This is a genomic window from Chryseobacterium oryzae, from assembly GCF_022811665.1.
GTDB classification, from domain to species: domain Bacteria; phylum Bacteroidota; class Bacteroidia; order Flavobacteriales; family Weeksellaceae; genus Chryseobacterium; species Chryseobacterium oryzae.
This window is the reverse complement of sequence record NZ_CP094529.1, coordinates 912491-926522: the sequence shown is the minus strand read 5'-3', so window position 1 is coordinate 926522 and position 14032 is coordinate 912491. Positions and strand designations below refer to the sequence as shown.

General features: G+C 33.5%; 14 protein-coding genes. 10 read left to right on the top strand and 4 right to left on the bottom strand.

Going from position 1 to position 14032, the window contains the following annotated elements:
* Positions 1-41: 41 nt before the first annotated feature.
* Genes MTP08_RS04290 through MTP08_RS04280 form a run of 3 tightly spaced genes read right to left on the bottom strand, consistent with a single transcriptional unit; the run spans position 42 to position 2406 of the window.
* On the bottom strand, positions 42-905 hold the full coding sequence (locus tag MTP08_RS04290; RefSeq protein WP_243577190.1) for a DUF58 domain-containing protein: 864 nt from the start codon (positions 903-905) through the stop codon (positions 42-44).
* Positions 906-1379: a hypothetical protein gene (locus MTP08_RS04285; RefSeq protein ID WP_243577189.1), complete on the bottom strand. Its 474-nt coding sequence runs from the start codon at positions 1377-1379 to the stop codon at positions 906-908. It abuts the gene before it with no gap.
* A 22-nt stretch (positions 1380-1401) separates the two neighbouring features.
* Positions 1402-2406 carry an AAA family ATPase gene (locus MTP08_RS04280; protein WP_243577188.1) on the bottom strand — a complete coding sequence of 335 codons (1005 nt, stop codon included), beginning with the start codon at positions 2404-2406 and terminating at the stop codon, positions 1402-1404.
* Between the two features lie 249 nt (positions 2407-2655).
* Between MTP08_RS04280 and MTP08_RS04275 the strand changes: the two genes are divergently transcribed.
* From MTP08_RS04275 to MTP08_RS04250, 6 genes are all read left to right on the top strand, one after another.
* The gene (locus MTP08_RS04275) at positions 2656-3126 is read left to right on the top strand and encodes a DinB family protein (protein ID WP_243577187.1); all 471 of its coding nucleotides are present in this window, start codon (positions 2656-2658) and stop codon (positions 3124-3126) included.
* Between the two features lie 78 nt (positions 3127-3204).
* Positions 3205-3945, top strand: coding sequence for a 23S rRNA (guanosine(2251)-2'-O)-methyltransferase RlmB (gene rlmB, locus MTP08_RS04270; RefSeq protein ID WP_243577186.1), 741 nt, complete (start codon positions 3205-3207; stop codon positions 3943-3945).
* Positions 3946-4020: 75 nt separating this feature from the next.
* Entirely contained in the window at positions 4021-5067 is a 1047-nt protein-coding gene (locus MTP08_RS04265) for a DUF6263 family protein (protein WP_243577185.1), read from the top strand.
* Between the two features lie 74 nt (positions 5068-5141).
* The gene (locus tag MTP08_RS04260; protein WP_209389756.1) at positions 5142-5372 is read left to right on the top strand and encodes a hypothetical protein; all 231 of its coding nucleotides are present in this window, start codon (positions 5142-5144) and stop codon (positions 5370-5372) included.
* Positions 5373-5403: 31 nt separating this feature from the next.
* Positions 5404-7938, top strand: a complete 2535-nt coding sequence (locus MTP08_RS04255; protein ID WP_243577184.1) for a YfhO family protein — start codon at positions 5404-5406, stop codon at positions 7936-7938.
* A 32-nt stretch (positions 7939-7970) separates the two neighbouring features.
* Entirely contained in the window at positions 7971-9263 is a 1293-nt protein-coding gene (locus MTP08_RS04250) for a glycosyltransferase family protein (RefSeq protein WP_243577724.1), read from the top strand.
* Here MTP08_RS04250 and MTP08_RS04245 read toward each other — a convergent pair.
* A complete protein-coding gene (locus tag MTP08_RS04245) occupies positions 9260-9895 on the bottom strand; it encodes a hypothetical protein (protein WP_243577183.1) in 636 nt (211 codons plus the stop codon). The two genes, MTP08_RS04250 and MTP08_RS04245, sit on opposite strands and share 4 nt — an antisense overlap.
* An 87-nt stretch (positions 9896-9982) precedes the next feature.
* On the opposite strand from MTP08_RS04245, the gene MTP08_RS04240 reads away from it, so the two are divergent.
* The 4 genes from MTP08_RS04240 to MTP08_RS04225 all read left to right on the top strand — a co-directional run bounded on the left by MTP08_RS04240 (position 9983) and on the right by MTP08_RS04225 (position 14020).
* Complete coding sequence (locus tag MTP08_RS04240; RefSeq protein ID WP_243577182.1) at positions 9983-10945, top strand: YpdA family putative bacillithiol disulfide reductase; 963 nt, start codon at positions 9983-9985, stop codon at positions 10943-10945.
* Between the two features lie 73 nt (positions 10946-11018).
* Positions 11019-12014: a S41 family peptidase gene (locus MTP08_RS04235; RefSeq protein WP_243577181.1), complete on the top strand. Its 996-nt coding sequence runs from the start codon at positions 11019-11021 to the stop codon at positions 12012-12014.
* A gap of 160 nt (positions 12015-12174) precedes the next feature.
* Positions 12175-12969: a thymidylate synthase gene (locus MTP08_RS04230; protein ID WP_243577180.1), complete on the top strand. Its 795-nt coding sequence runs from the start codon at positions 12175-12177 to the stop codon at positions 12967-12969.
* Between the two features lie 133 nt (positions 12970-13102).
* Complete coding sequence (locus MTP08_RS04225; protein WP_243577179.1) at positions 13103-14020, top strand: alpha/beta hydrolase family protein; 918 nt, start codon at positions 13103-13105, stop codon at positions 14018-14020.
* The last annotated feature ends 12 nt before the right edge of the window (positions 14021-14032 follow it).

The window sequence follows — 14032 nt, the reverse complement described above, 5'->3', positions numbered from 1 at the left end:
AAATGTAAGCTTAAAACTGAGCCCAACATTTTTTAATTGAATTATTTTTTTTGAAAGTAGTTGTATAATAATTTTGAATAATCTCCTCCCACGCTAACATTTACCAATTCTGCCGAAGATTTCGAAAAATCTTCTTCCACAATTCTTAGCTTTTGTTTCTGAGCTTCAGCAAAAGTATATCTCCATCTCGCGCTGGATGTATTCACCCATATTTGTTTTCCCGTTTCCGAATCATTCAGGAGAACGTATCCCACATCAGGAATCTCGTTATCTTTTTCATCATACACTCTCATTCCTAAAAGCTGATGTTTTTTGGAAGCCACACGAAGCGTTTTAGAATCGTAATCGTCTTCGAAATCCGACAGCAGAAAAACCAAAGATTTTCTTTTAAAAACACCCATCATATATTCTAAAGCTTTATCTACTTTTGAAACAGCTGGAACATACTCTGCCGTTAAAACATGACTGATAATAGATAAAATATGTTTTCTTCCTTTTCCCGGAGGCACTACTTTGTACACTTTATCTGCAAAAAGAATAAGACCAACTTTATCGTTATTTCCTGCTGCAGAAAAACCAAGACTTGCGACAATTTCAGCTACATATTCTCTTTTTAGTTGGGTTTTGGTTCCGTAATCCATAGAAGCAGAAATATCTACCAGAATCATCATGGTTAATTCTCTTTCTTCTTCCATTACTTTTACAAAAGGTTCCCGAAAACGAGCCGTTTTATTCCAGTCTATTCTTCGGATTTCGTCGCCAAACTGATAAGGACGAACTTCAGAAAACGTCATTCCCTGCCCTTTAAAAGCACTATGATACTGCCCCATAAGCGAAGCTTCCGTTTTCTTTCTGGTACGGATTTCTATCTGCTTTACTTTTTTTACAATATCTTTTATTTGCATTTAATTTATAATAATTTGCTCATTATTAATTATCATTAAAACCTCTTCGTATTCAGGGGAATAATTTTCGAGCGTCATTATCGTTTCTTTATTTAAAGTGCACGAAACATTTTTTAAATAGTCTACAATATCATTATGATTTTCTATACTATTTACTTCGACTGGTGTAATATCATTTTCAATTTCACTCTCATCAAAGAAATAACATTTAACTAAAACCGACCCAACCTTTATCGAAGCATTAACCATAAATTCACTTTTAGCATCCCAATAGTCGTAGACATATTTTGCAATTATTTTATCACTCGAACATCTAATTTCCTGCTCATTAGAATATTGAAAATCTACTTTATAATTTCCATTTACAAAATCAATCCACTTTTGCCAGTCTTCTCTTGAAGTATTTAAAACATAAATATCTCTTAATGATCCGTCAGAAAAATAAATTTTTTCTTTTAAATACTTCCAGTCCATAAAAGATAATTTTAATAAATAATTAAGGTGCTTGGATTTTAGCTAAAATTCGGTTGATAATTTCTTCAGCTGAAATTTCTTCCGCTTCTGCTTCAAAAGTAAGACCTATCCTGTGTCTTAAAACATCCTGAGCTAAAGATTTTACATCTTCAGGAATAACAAATGCTCTGCCCTTCAGAAACGCATAGGCTCTGGATGCAATAGCCAAATTGATGGATGCTCTTGGAGAAGCTCCAAAACTGATATAGTTTTTTAAATCGGAAAGCCCGTATCTTTCAGGATAACGAGTGGCAAAAACCATATCCAAAATATATTTTTCAATTTTCTCATCCAGATAAATCTGATTAACCAATAACTTCGCTTCAACAATATTTTGAAGTGAAATTACCTGTTTAATTTCCGGTTGATGCGAAGTAGAAACCATTCTCATTACTTTTCTTTCATCTTCAAATTCAGGATAATCTATTTTGCATTTCAGCATAAAACGGTCGCTTTGTGCTTCAGGCAAAAGATAAGTACCTTCCTGATCTATTGGGTTCTGAGTTGCCAAAACCAAAAATGGCTTCGGTAAAGACATGGTTTCATCACCAATGGTTACCTGTTTCTCCTGCATTACTTCCAAAAGAGCCGACTGTACTTTTGCCGGTGCACGGTTAATCTCATCTGCTAAAACAAAATTTGCAAAAACAGGTCCTTTTTTAATAGAAAAATCATTGTCTTTAATATTAAAAATCATCGTCCCAACAACATCTGCAGGAAGAAGATCCGGCGTAAACTGAATTCTGGAAAATTCCCCATGAACCGCTTCTGCCAAAGTTTTTATCGCTAAAGTTTTTGCCAAACCAGGAACCCCTTCCAGAAGAACGTGCCCATTTCCCAAAAGCCCTATTAAAAGACGGTCTATCATATATTGCTGACCGATAATTGCTTTGTTGATTTCCTGCCTCAGAAGACTGAAAAAGTAATTCTGTTCTTTCACTTTTTCCGTAAGCTGACGGATGTCTTCTGCTTGATATGAATCTGACATAATTTAAATTAAAATAATGGGTAAATTTCTGATAAAAACTTACATTAATCAACACAATAAATGCCATTTTTGAGTTAAAGTTTGTTAAATAAATTTCAAAACAAACCTTTCATTTTTCAGGAGTTTCGTTTAAAAATCATATACTCAGGCAAGAATATCATAAAAATACGTAATATTTGAAGGATAAGCGGTTTAAGAATTGTCATTTTCAGTTTATTAAACTAATTTTGGCAATTAAATTTTCGCAAAATGAATTATCATTTTCAAGCGCACAGACAAGTTCGAAAAAACCTTTTAGATATTCTCCAAAACACTTCCCACGAAGATCTTTTGCTGATTCCTGATGGTTTTAACAATAATATTTACTGGAATATCGCTCATACAGTGGCGACACAGCAATTGCTGCATTATTATCTAAGCGGCAATCCTTTCAGAATAGATAAATACTGGATAGAAACTTATAAAAAGGGAACTTTACCGAATCTAAATGTGCAGAAATCTGAAGTTGAAGATCTTGAATTTCTACTTACAGAAACTTCAAAAACATTAATGAAAGATTACGACAGCGATTTTTTTTCAGATTACACTCCTTACACCACCAGTTTCGGAATGGATTTGAAGAGCATTCAGGATGCGATTATATTCAACAACATCCACGAAAGCTTACATTATGGCTACGTAATGGCACAGAAAAGAGCTATTTTAGGAGAAAAAAATTAGAAAAACCTTGAAAAAGGCAAAAAATTCAAACAAAAATATACCATTTTAGATTTTGAATTTAAAACAGGCAATTAAGAAATGAAAGACGATTTTATATTTGGGCTCCGTCCCGTATTAGAAGCTATTGAAGCTGGAAAAACAATTGATAAAATATTTGTGCAAAATGCACTTCAGGGAGAAATTTATGCGGAATTAAAGGCTGTTTTGGCTAAAAATAAAATCCGCCCCAATTATGTTCCGGTTGAAAAACTGAACCGTTTTACAAGAAAAAACCATCAGGGTGTAGTCGCATTTATTTCTGATGTTCCGTTTTATAAAATTGAAGATGTGGTACCCGAATTGTTTGAGGAAAGAAAAACGCCTTTCATTCTTATTCTGGATAGACTTACCGATGTAAGAAATTTTGGTGCAATATGCAGAACAGCAGAATGTGTGGGTATTGATGCGGTAGTAATTCCTGAAAAAGGAGGAGCTCCGGTAAATTCTGATGCCATTAAAACTTCTGCCGGAGCCATGTACAATATCAAAATATGTAAAGAGCCTAATCTCGCGCATGTTGTAGATTTTCTTCAGCAAAGCGGAATTTCTGTTTTTTCTGCAACCGAAAAAGCACAAAAACTTATCTATGATGTAAACTTCACCGAACCTTGTGCTATAGTAATGGGGAACGAGGAAACAGGAATTTCTAAAGAAGTTCTTCATCATTCGGACGAAAAAGTGAAGCTTCCTATCGAAGGAAAAACCCAGTCTTTAAACGTATCGGTTGCTTGTGGAGCTATCCTTTATGAAGCAATGAGACAAAAAATTACACAACTTTAATTAAGAAAAATATCGATTAAAACTTTTCATTTTCATCTGAATTAAGATTTAACCGATTCAAATAAAGAAAAATTTATGAAAAATATATTCGCATTAGCCATTATTTCGTTAGCTGTTATTTCATGTAAAAAAGAAACAGCAACCATTACAAAAGTAGATCCCAAAACCGGCAAAACCATTACTGTAGAAGTTCCTTCAGATTCTGTAAAGGAAGTAAAAGCAGATGCGGCAATTAAAGATTCTGCAGGTATTTTCAAACAAACATTTAAGCTTGAAAAAGGTAAAACCTACCCATTAACAACCTACCAAAGAGATACGAAAACCATGACTGATCCTGAAGGGAAAAGCATGAGCGGAACCAGCGAATCTACAGACGAAATGAACTTTACGGTTAATGATATTAAAGGACATGTTTATGACATGACCATTAATCTTATTTCTAAAAGAAATTCTCAGTCTGCACAAGGAAAAACAATCGTTGTAGATACCAATCAGAAAATTCCGAAAGAAGACGATCTTAAGATGCTTTGGAACATCAACAAAGCACTTACGGGAAATAAACTGAACATGAAAATGGACGATAAAGGCAATGTTATCTCTATTACAGGGTTTGATGCCGTTTATACAAAAATTTCTAACGCACTGAAAGACATCGTAAAAGATCCTACCCAAAGAACAGCCGTAATTGCCAATCTGAAAGAAACTTTCAACGAAAAGATCCTGAAAGACCAGTTTGAAAAAAACCTTTCTATCCTTCCTAAAAAAGGAGCTAAAATTGGGGATAAATGGAGCACTTCCGAAAATGCTGACGGAGCAGGAAAAATAAAAGTTACCTCTAATTATACTTTAAAAAGTGTTGGAAATGGTATTGCAGAAATTTCTATTTCCGGAGGAATTCCTAAGAAAACAGAAAAACAAAGCCAAAACGGAATTAATCATAGTTTAAGCAGTGAGCTTGCACAAAGCGGTTCTATAAAGTTTGACCAAAATACGGGATGGATTTACAACCAGAACATCAATGTAAAAACCACTCAGGTAGAAACATATTCCGATGGAAAACAGTCGAAGTCTATGAAAAGTATTTCTAATTCTTCTGTTATGGTAAATCCTTCTGCAAAATAATTTAAAAAATTCAGTTACGAAAAGCGTTGCTCAGGATGGATTCTTTTGCTACGCTCAAAAAAACAAGATAGATTATGTTTAAGCACATTCTTGAATTTATCCTCATAACCATAGTATTATTTTTTGTTTGGAATATTCTTAAAAGGATTTTCTTTAATAAATTTTATAAATACACTGGTTTCAGACCTCAGAACAGCGAGAAAGAAGAAATAAAAAACTCAAAAAATAATATTGAGAAAAAAGTAAAATGGGATGCCGAAACTGTAGATTATGAAGAGGTAAAAGACAGCAACGAAAAACGTTAACATCCCAATATTAAAGATAACAACCAATTTTATGGCAAAAAATAAAAACTTAATCTATGTTGCAGCTTCATTAGTTGTATTCTTAGTTTTAGCATTTTTATATTCTACTCCCGTTTTTACAGGAAAACAGCTTTTTCAGCACGATATTGTACAATACCGTGGTGGTGCAAAAGAACTTCTAGATTACCGCGAAAATTTCGATAAAGAAACGTATTGGAGCGATTCTATGTTTGGAGGTATGCCTACTTACCAGATGGGAAGCCGTTTTGAAGGAGATATTATCAAAAAAATAGACAGTTATCTAAATATTTTGCCAAGACCGGTTAATTATCTGTTTTTACTTTTTTCAGGATTTTTCCTTTTGGGAATGGTTGCCGTCCGAAACTGGAAATATGCTCTTTTAGGAGCCACTTTTTTTGGTCTTTCCACGTATTTCTACATTATTATTGCAGCAGGGCACAACGGAAAAGTAAATACCATAGAATATTTTGCTCCTCTTTTAGCCGGAATTTTATTGGTATACATCAGAAAAAAATACATCCTCGGATTTATCGTTACTACCCTATTCTTCGGATTACAGGTTGCAGCGAACCATCCGCAGATGACTTACTATTTGTTTTTAGGGTTAGGATTTTTATTTATTTCTGAATTAGTAAGAGCTATAAAAAAGAAAGTTCCGATGAAACATTTCTTAGTTTCTTCAGGGATTATTGCTGCTTCTCTTGCGATAGGTGTTGGGATGAATTCTCAGCGAATTATGGCAAACTCCGAATACATAAAAGAAACAGTAAGAGGAAAACAAATCTTAACCAACGACAGTCACAAAGCCGGAAATACCGGTATGGATAAAGAAAGCATCCTGATGTGGAGCTACGGTAAACTGGAAACTTTAAATCTTTTCATACCAAGACTAATGGGTGGTGGAAGCCAGGAACCGGAAGGAAAAGAAATGATGGAAAAGGTTCGCGAGATGGTTCAGCAAAATGTAAGTTCGCAGGCAGAATACGAACGTATCTCGAAAGGATTCGGAAGTCTTACTTATTGGGGAGATCAGCCGGGAACTTCAGGTCCGGCTTATCAAGGAGCCGTGGTATGTTTTCTTGCACTTTTAGGATTCTTTTTTGCTCCGAAAAAATACCGTTACTGGATTTTAGGAGCCTCTATTTTAACCATTTTATTGGCTTGGGGAAGCAATTTCATGGTTCTTTCAGACTTTTTTATAGATTACATCCCTTTTTATAGCAAATTCAGGGCTCCGTCATCTATTTTGGTAGTTGTAGAATTACTCTTCCCACTTATAGCAATCATAGGATTATACAGGTTTTTCAAAAGTGAAAATCTAGACGAAGAATACAAAAAGAAAATACTAACCTATACTGGTGCGGGAACTTTAGGCTTAACATTCATTCTAATCATTTTTGGAAAATCTCTTTTAGGATTTGCAACCGATAACGAAAGAACCTATCTTCCTCCATTTTTATTGGATTATTTAATCGACGCAAGATTCGGAATGTTCCGTACAGATGCTATTAAAGCATTATTATATGTTGGAATTACTTGTGCTGTGTTGTTTTTCAGTTTGAAACAGAAACTCAATCAAAATATTGCACTTTTAATTATTGGTGCGGTAAGTTTATTTGATTTGTGGAGCGTGAACAAACGTTACCTGAATGACGACAATTATGTAGATAAAATTTTCGCAGAAAATCCTTTCCAGACAGAGAGCAGCGATTATCTTATGGAGAAAGCGGGAGATAACGAAAATTTACAGTCTATTTTAGCAAGTATTCCGGTAAATAAAACTCTGGAAACTATTGCTGAAAAAGACAAAAAGCATTACAGAATATACAATCAGGTGTTGGGTGTAAATAGCGAAACCAATACGTCATATTTTAAATCTTCGGTGGGAGGTTATCATGCTGTAAGACTGAGAAGGTTTGATGATGTTATGAACCAATATATTTCTAATGTAGACAGTATTAAAACACCAAAGATTTTAAATCTTCTCAATACAAAATACATGATTTTTGGGGAAACTTCTTCTCCGCAAGTTGTTCCAAACCCTAATGCCAACGGAAATGCATGGTTTGTAAGCGATTTAAAATTTGCTGCAACACCTAACGAAGAAATTAATCTAATTGGAGAAATCGATAGTAAGAAAACGGCTGTAATTAATAATGTAGACAAAACTTATTTTGAGGGAAAACCTGTTCAAATAGACTCTACGGCTACGATTAATCTTACCAAATATGAGCCTAACGAATTAGAATTTAAATCATCTTCTAAAACTCCACAATTGGCAGTTTTCTCTGAAGTGTATTATCCTCATGGCTGGAAAGTCTTCATAGATGAAAAGGAAGTTCCTTATATTAAAGCAGACTATTTTCTACGTTCATTACATGTACCCGCAGGAAATCATAATATAAAAATGGTTTTTGAGCCTGAGGTTATCGAAAAAGGAAAATGGATTTCCCTAATCTGTTTTGGATTATTTATAGTTTTAAGTGGTTTTGGAATTTCTCTAATGTTCCGAAAACCTAAAAATACTGAAACTTCAAACGCTTAAAAAATCAAGGACTTTTAGTTAAAATGGAAGGAATTCAGACAAAAAAGATATTAATCATCACGTATTACTGGCCACCTGCGGGAGGTCCGGGAGTTCAGCGGTGGTTAAAATTTGCAAAATACCTTCCCGAATTTGGCTGGAAACCCATTATTTACACTCCGGAAAACCCAAGTTATCCTTTGCTGGATGAAAGTTTAATGAAAGATGTTCCTGAAGATTTAGAAATTGTAAAAACTAAAATCTGGGAACCTTATCAACTTGCCGAAAAGCTTAATAAAAGCAATAAAAAATTCAAAGCAGGACAGTTTGATGTGGGAAATAATCAAAGCTGGAAATCTAAACTTTCGATTTGGGTGAGAGGAAATTTTTTTATTCCCGATGCCAGAGTTTTCTGGGTAAAACCTTCCACAGAATTTCTAGAAAAGTATCTTCAGCAAAACAACATAGAAACCGTTGTAACTTCGGGTCCACCTCATTCTATGCACCTTATTGGTCTGAATTTAAAGAAGAAACTCCCCCATCTCCGATGGATTGCCGATTTCCGTGATCCTTGGACAGAAATTTCATATTACAAGCATTTAAAGCTTACCAACAGATCAGATAAAAAGCATCGTTTTCTTGAAAGTGAGGTTTTTAAAAATGCAGATATTACTTTGGCAACAAGCTATACAGATGCAGAAAATTTCAGAAAAAACGGAGCCAATGCGGTTTGCATTACGAATGGTTTTGATGAAACAGATTCAGGAAAAAAACTAAATCAGTCCGCTATTTCTGATCATTTTACACTGAGCTATATCGGTGTTTTGGAACAGCTGAGAAATCCTGAAAATCTTTGGGCAGCACTGAATAATTTAATCAAAAACAATTCAGATTTTGCTGAAAGTTTCAGATTAAAATTCGTGGGAAGAATTGATGATAAAATTTTGACAAGTTTGGAAAATTCAGATTTGAAAAATCATATTCTGAAGCTTGGGTATGTTTCGCATGACCGGGCAGTTCAGGAAATGTCGAACTCATCAATTTTATTGATTACCAACTTCCCCAATGTTTCTTCCAAAGGAATAATTCCGGGCAAAATATTTGAGTATCTCGCCACCGGAAAACAGATTCTTTCGTTTGGTCCCAACGAGGCAGATGTTTCTAAAATCTTACAGGAAACTAGTGCCGGAAAGCACTTTAGCTACGAAGATTCAGAAGAAATTGAAGATTTTATAATACAGAAATTTAAACTCTGGAAAAACGGTAATTTATCTGAAAACACAAAAAATATCGAACAGTTTTCAAGAAAAAATTTAACAAAACAACTTTCCGAATTGCTGGGTTAGACTGTCCATTCATCATTAATTACAGCAACGAGATAATATTCACCTTTAAATTCTTCAAAAACGAAACGGAGCGACTTCCAATCCATTTCGCTATACTGCTCCGAACCGGGAATGTAGTTTTCGGTGAAATCGGATTTAGGATATATTTCCTCAAGATTATTGAGCGAATTTCCTCCTCCCTGAAAAGAATTGTAAGAATATTTTGAATGGGTAAAATCTTTTTTGAAAACCCATTTTCTGAAGTAATTCTTAATCGTTGCCTGATACACTTCGCCAGTTCCGTCAAGAGATCCCCACGTAAAAATAGTCTTTGTAGGAAAATATTTCTGGAAATCTGATTTTGAAAAGTGCTTATCTTCATTACGGTTTGTAAATGCATACATAGAAAAACGAATCCCTTTTTCGGGATGAATATGGTTGGCGAAAGCATTGTAATCTACCATTTTTATAGCCTGCAGAAGTTCGCTATTCATTTTTTTCAATACAACTTCCTTAGGAAGAGATTGCTGTTTTTTTTCTTTCTTTTGAACGGAAGTTTTTATGCTATCAATAGACGGTTTGTAATTTTCTTCTGCTTTTTTGTTACAAGAAAATAAAGTTACTACAAGTAAAGATATCAGAAAATGTTTCATATTTAAATTTTCTTTAAAGTTCCAAAAGTGATGCCGAATTTTCAGAAATTTAGGCAGAGAAATCCTTTGATTTCGTAAATTTGTGTAATGGAAATCTTAGATATTCTCATCATCGGAGCAGGACCTATTGGGCTAAACTGTGCATTGGAAGCTAGAAAAAATAATCTCAGCTATTTGATTATTGAGAAAGGAACCATTGTAAACTCTCTGTACAATTACCCTTTATATATGAAGTTTTTCTCAACAGCAGATAAACTCGAAATTGCAGAAATTCCTTTTATTTCTGCAGCTACCAAACCAGGAAGACAGGAAGCATTAGAATATTATCAAGGCATTACAAGACAGAAAAATATCAACATTAATCTTTACGAACGAGTAATAAATGTTTCTAAAAATCAGGAAATATTTTCTGTTGAAACATCAAAATCAAAATATTTTGCCAAAAATGTGATTATCGCTACCGGATTTTATGACATTCCCAACCTCATGAATATTCCCGGAGAAGATTTATGGAAAGTAAAACATTATTATACAGAGCCTTATCCTTATGCAAAACAGAAAATTGTAGTGGTGGGCTCAAGCAATTCTTCGGTAGATGCCGCTTTAGAAACTTACAGAAAAGGTGCGGAAGTGACTATGATTATTCGCCACTCCGAAATTTCCAAAAGTGTAAAATATTGGGTAAAACCAGACATTGAGAACAGAATTTCAGAAGGAAGTATTAAAGCACATTTTAATTCCGAATTGCTTGAAATTAAAGAAAATTCGGTCATTTTTAAAGATGAAAATGGAAAAATCAATGAAATTGAAAATGATTTTGTATTGGCAATGACAGGTTATCTTCCCGATTTTGATTTTCTAAAAAACTCAGGAATCGAGTTACAAGGAGATTGTCTGAATCCACTTTATCATCCTGAAACAATGGAAACTAATGTTCCGAATTTATATCTTGCTGGTGTAGTTTGTGGCGGAAAAGATACACATCTTTGGTTCATTGAAAATTCGAGAATTCATGCGGAAATGATTATTCAAAGTATTCTTTCAAAATAATTCTTCATTCTAAAAAATATTTAGATACTTCGTTCGCTTAGTATTGTTATTTTTGAAGGAATAAATTCTTACTATGAAAAAAATTTCACTGATCTTATCTTTGATAACAACTTTGTCTACGAATACTATTTCAGCTCAATCTGATAGTGTGAAAACTTATGTAACCGATGCTTTGAAAATTATGAAGGACAAATCGGTAAATAAATCAAAGATAAATTGGGATAAAATTTACAGTAAAACTTTAGCGGAAGCTTCAAAAGTAAAGACGATTAAAGAGACTTTTCCTATTCTAAAAAATGCTCTTGTTTCGTTGGAAGACTCCCATTCCAACTTTTATCCGGCAGAAGTTGTGAAGCAATATACTTTAGGTTATAAGGCTACAGGACAAGAATTTCCGGTGATTAAAAGTGATTTGTTAGAAAACAAATATGCTTATATCAGTTTGCCAGATATTGGATCATTTAACAACGACGATTGGAATTTATATATCAACACTTTTTATTCAAAAGTAAACGAACTGCAAAAACAAAATCCAAAAGGTTGGATTATTGATTTAAGAGACAATTTCGGAGGAATGCTTTATCCTATGTATGCCGCTGTTGCTCCATTTTTAGATCATAAAAACGTGGTGGGAACTAAAGATTCCAAAGGAGAAATTGAGTATTTTAATTACAAAGATGGTAAATTTTATGAAGGTTCAAAAGCAACTCAACAATTTAAAATCATACAAAAAGAACCTAAAACGATAAACAGACCTATTGCGGTTTTAATCAATAAAGTAACCGGAAGTTCGGGAGAATTTATCACAGCGTCTTTTGTTGATCAGAAAAATGTAAAATTAATTGGCGTAAATACTCAAGGTTTAACCTCTGCAAATCAAGAATATAAATTATCAGACGGCTCTTTTCTTGTATTAACAATTGGAAATATTGTGGACAGAAACGGAAAAGAATATAATAAAATCGGGGAAGGAATTGCACCTAATATTTCAATAGAAAATTCATCAGACAAGAAAAAAATTGATGAAACTTATTTCAAAAAAGCATTTGAATATATTGACAGTAAATAAATTATCATTTAATTTTTAAAGAAAAATAACAAAAAAAGAAAGCTAAAAATATCATCTTCATTCAATCCAAAAAATCAATGATTGCGATATGGATTATTTAGGCTCAAATTAAAGATTTTCAACATAGTTTTTCTAAATTTGAGGCTATTATATTTTCGCAATGCAAAACTACTTAGATTTACTTCAGCATATTTTAGATAACGGAACCGACAAAACCGACAGAACAGGAACAGGAACACGAAGCATTTTCGGGTATCAGCTCCGTTATGATTTGTCTAAAGGTTTTCCTCTGGTAACAACAAAAAAAGTTCACCTGAAATCTATTATTTACGAGCTTCTTTGGTTCATTAAAGGAGAAACAAATATTAAATATCTTAAAGACAATGGTGTTTCCATTTGGGACGAATGGGCAGATGAAAATGGAGATTTGGGGCCTGTTTACGGAGCACAATGGCGTAGTTGGTCTGGTGCAGATGGTAAAGTAGTAGACCAGTTTTCGGAAGTAATTGAGCAGATTAAAACCAATCCCGATTCCAGAAGATTAATTGTTTCTGCATGGAATGCTGCAGAAATCCCCAATATGGCATTAGCACCATGTCATGCTTTATTTCAGTTTTATGTGGCAGACGGAAAATTATCTTTACAACTCTATCAAAGAAGTGCAGATGTTTTCTTGGGTGTTCCCTTCAATATTGCGAGTTATGCGCTTTTATTGATGATGGTCGCTCAGGTTACCGGTCTTGAAGTTGGAGATTATGTTCATAGTTTTGGAGATGTACATATTTACAACAATCATTTTGAGCAGGTTAAAAAACAGCTTTCAAGAGAAACAAGAACTTTACCCACAATGAAACTGAACCCAGAAATTAAAAATATTTTTGATTTTGATTTTGAAGATTTTACTTTAGAAAACTACGATCCACATCCAGGCATAAAAGCACCGGTGGCGATATAAATAATTATTTTTGAATCGTTTTCTTGAATATTTGAACAAGATTTAAAAAATAATAAAAATTCCACATTTTTTTGCTGAAATGATAATTCAAAATCAATCATTCTCTTATTAAAAGTATTTCTCGGTTGTAAATATGAAAAATTTAATTTACTTAAATTTAGTACTGTTCTCTGTATTTTTCAATGCTCAGAATACTTCCGTATCTCTTGAACAGACTTTTCCTGAAAATTTTCCAGAATATACTGTAGATGGTAAAGATGGTAAAAAAACATTCAAAGAAGAGTATAAATATTTGGATTCTGTAAGTATTTACGGTTATGATTATCGCTCTCATGACAATCTGAAAATCCGGGGATTTCTTATTGAACCGAAAACAAAAGGAAAATTTCCGGTGATTATTTTCAACCGCGGTGGAAATCGTGATTTCGGTGCTGTAAGCATCGCTACACTTACCAATTTTTTATCTAAAATAGCTGCAAAAGGATTTATTATTATCGGTTCTCAGCTTCGGGGCAGCTCAAGAAGTGAAGGTAAGGATGAATTCGGAGGAAAAGATATTAATGATGTATTGCAATTATTAAATATTATAGATCATCAAACAAATGCAGATTCAAAAAAAATAGGAATGCTGGGAATTAGCAGAGGTTCCATGACTAATTTTCTGGTTTTGAAAGAAACAGACAGAATATCTGCCAATGCAACTATTGGTGGTATTGCAGATCTTAACCAGAAAGACAGACCGGAAATGTACGGGCTTTACAAAGAACTTATACCCGATTTTGAGAAAAATCCTACATTGGAACTCAATAAACGTTCTTCATTACTTGCAGTTCCTCAAATAAAAAATAAGCAGCTGAAAAGTTTTATCATTCATGGAGCAAAAGATGAGAGAGTGAATGTAAGCAATGCTTTTGCCTTGTTCAATGAGCTTAATTCTAATCAGTTTTCTACAAAATTATTGGTATATGAAAATGACAATCATGGGATTAACAATCATACCAACGATATGATTAAACAATTAAATGCTTTTTTCAAAGGGTATCTCCAATAATCAGAATGCAAA

What these genes read in the sequence shown, in the direction of transcription:
- MTP08_RS04290 (WP_243577190.1), bottom strand. Translation starts at nt 905, where the DNA reads ATGCAAATAAAAGATATTGTAAAAAAAGTAAAGCAGATAGAAATCCGT.
- MTP08_RS04285 (WP_243577189.1), bottom strand. Translation starts at nt 1,379, where the DNA reads ATGGACTGGAAGTATTTAAAAGAAAAAATTTATTTTTCTGACGGATCA.
- MTP08_RS04280 (WP_243577188.1), bottom strand. Translation starts at nt 2,406, where the DNA reads ATGTCAGATTCATATCAAGCAGAAGACATCCGTCAGCTTACGGAAAAA.
- MTP08_RS04275 (WP_243577187.1), top strand. Translation starts at nt 2,656, where the DNA reads ATGAATTATCATTTTCAAGCGCACAGACAAGTTCGAAAAAACCTTTTA.
- rlmB (WP_243577186.1), top strand. Translation starts at nt 3,205, where the DNA reads ATGAAAGACGATTTTATATTTGGGCTCCGTCCCGTATTAGAAGCTATT.
- MTP08_RS04265 (WP_243577185.1), top strand. Translation starts at nt 4,021, where the DNA reads ATGAAAAATATATTCGCATTAGCCATTATTTCGTTAGCTGTTATTTCA.
- MTP08_RS04260 (WP_209389756.1), top strand. Translation starts at nt 5,142, where the DNA reads ATGTTTAAGCACATTCTTGAATTTATCCTCATAACCATAGTATTATTT.
- MTP08_RS04255 (WP_243577184.1), top strand. Translation starts at nt 5,404, where the DNA reads ATGGCAAAAAATAAAAACTTAATCTATGTTGCAGCTTCATTAGTTGTA.
- MTP08_RS04245 (WP_243577183.1), bottom strand. Translation starts at nt 9,895, where the DNA reads ATGAAACATTTTCTGATATCTTTACTTGTAGTAACTTTATTTTCTTGT.
- MTP08_RS04240 (WP_243577182.1), top strand. Translation starts at nt 9,983, where the DNA reads ATGGAAATCTTAGATATTCTCATCATCGGAGCAGGACCTATTGGGCTA.
- MTP08_RS04235 (WP_243577181.1), top strand. Translation starts at nt 11,019, where the DNA reads ATGAAAAAAATTTCACTGATCTTATCTTTGATAACAACTTTGTCTACG.
- MTP08_RS04230 (WP_243577180.1), top strand. Translation starts at nt 12,175, where the DNA reads ATGCAAAACTACTTAGATTTACTTCAGCATATTTTAGATAACGGAACC.
- MTP08_RS04225 (WP_243577179.1), top strand. Translation starts at nt 13,103, where the DNA reads ATGAAAAATTTAATTTACTTAAATTTAGTACTGTTCTCTGTATTTTTC.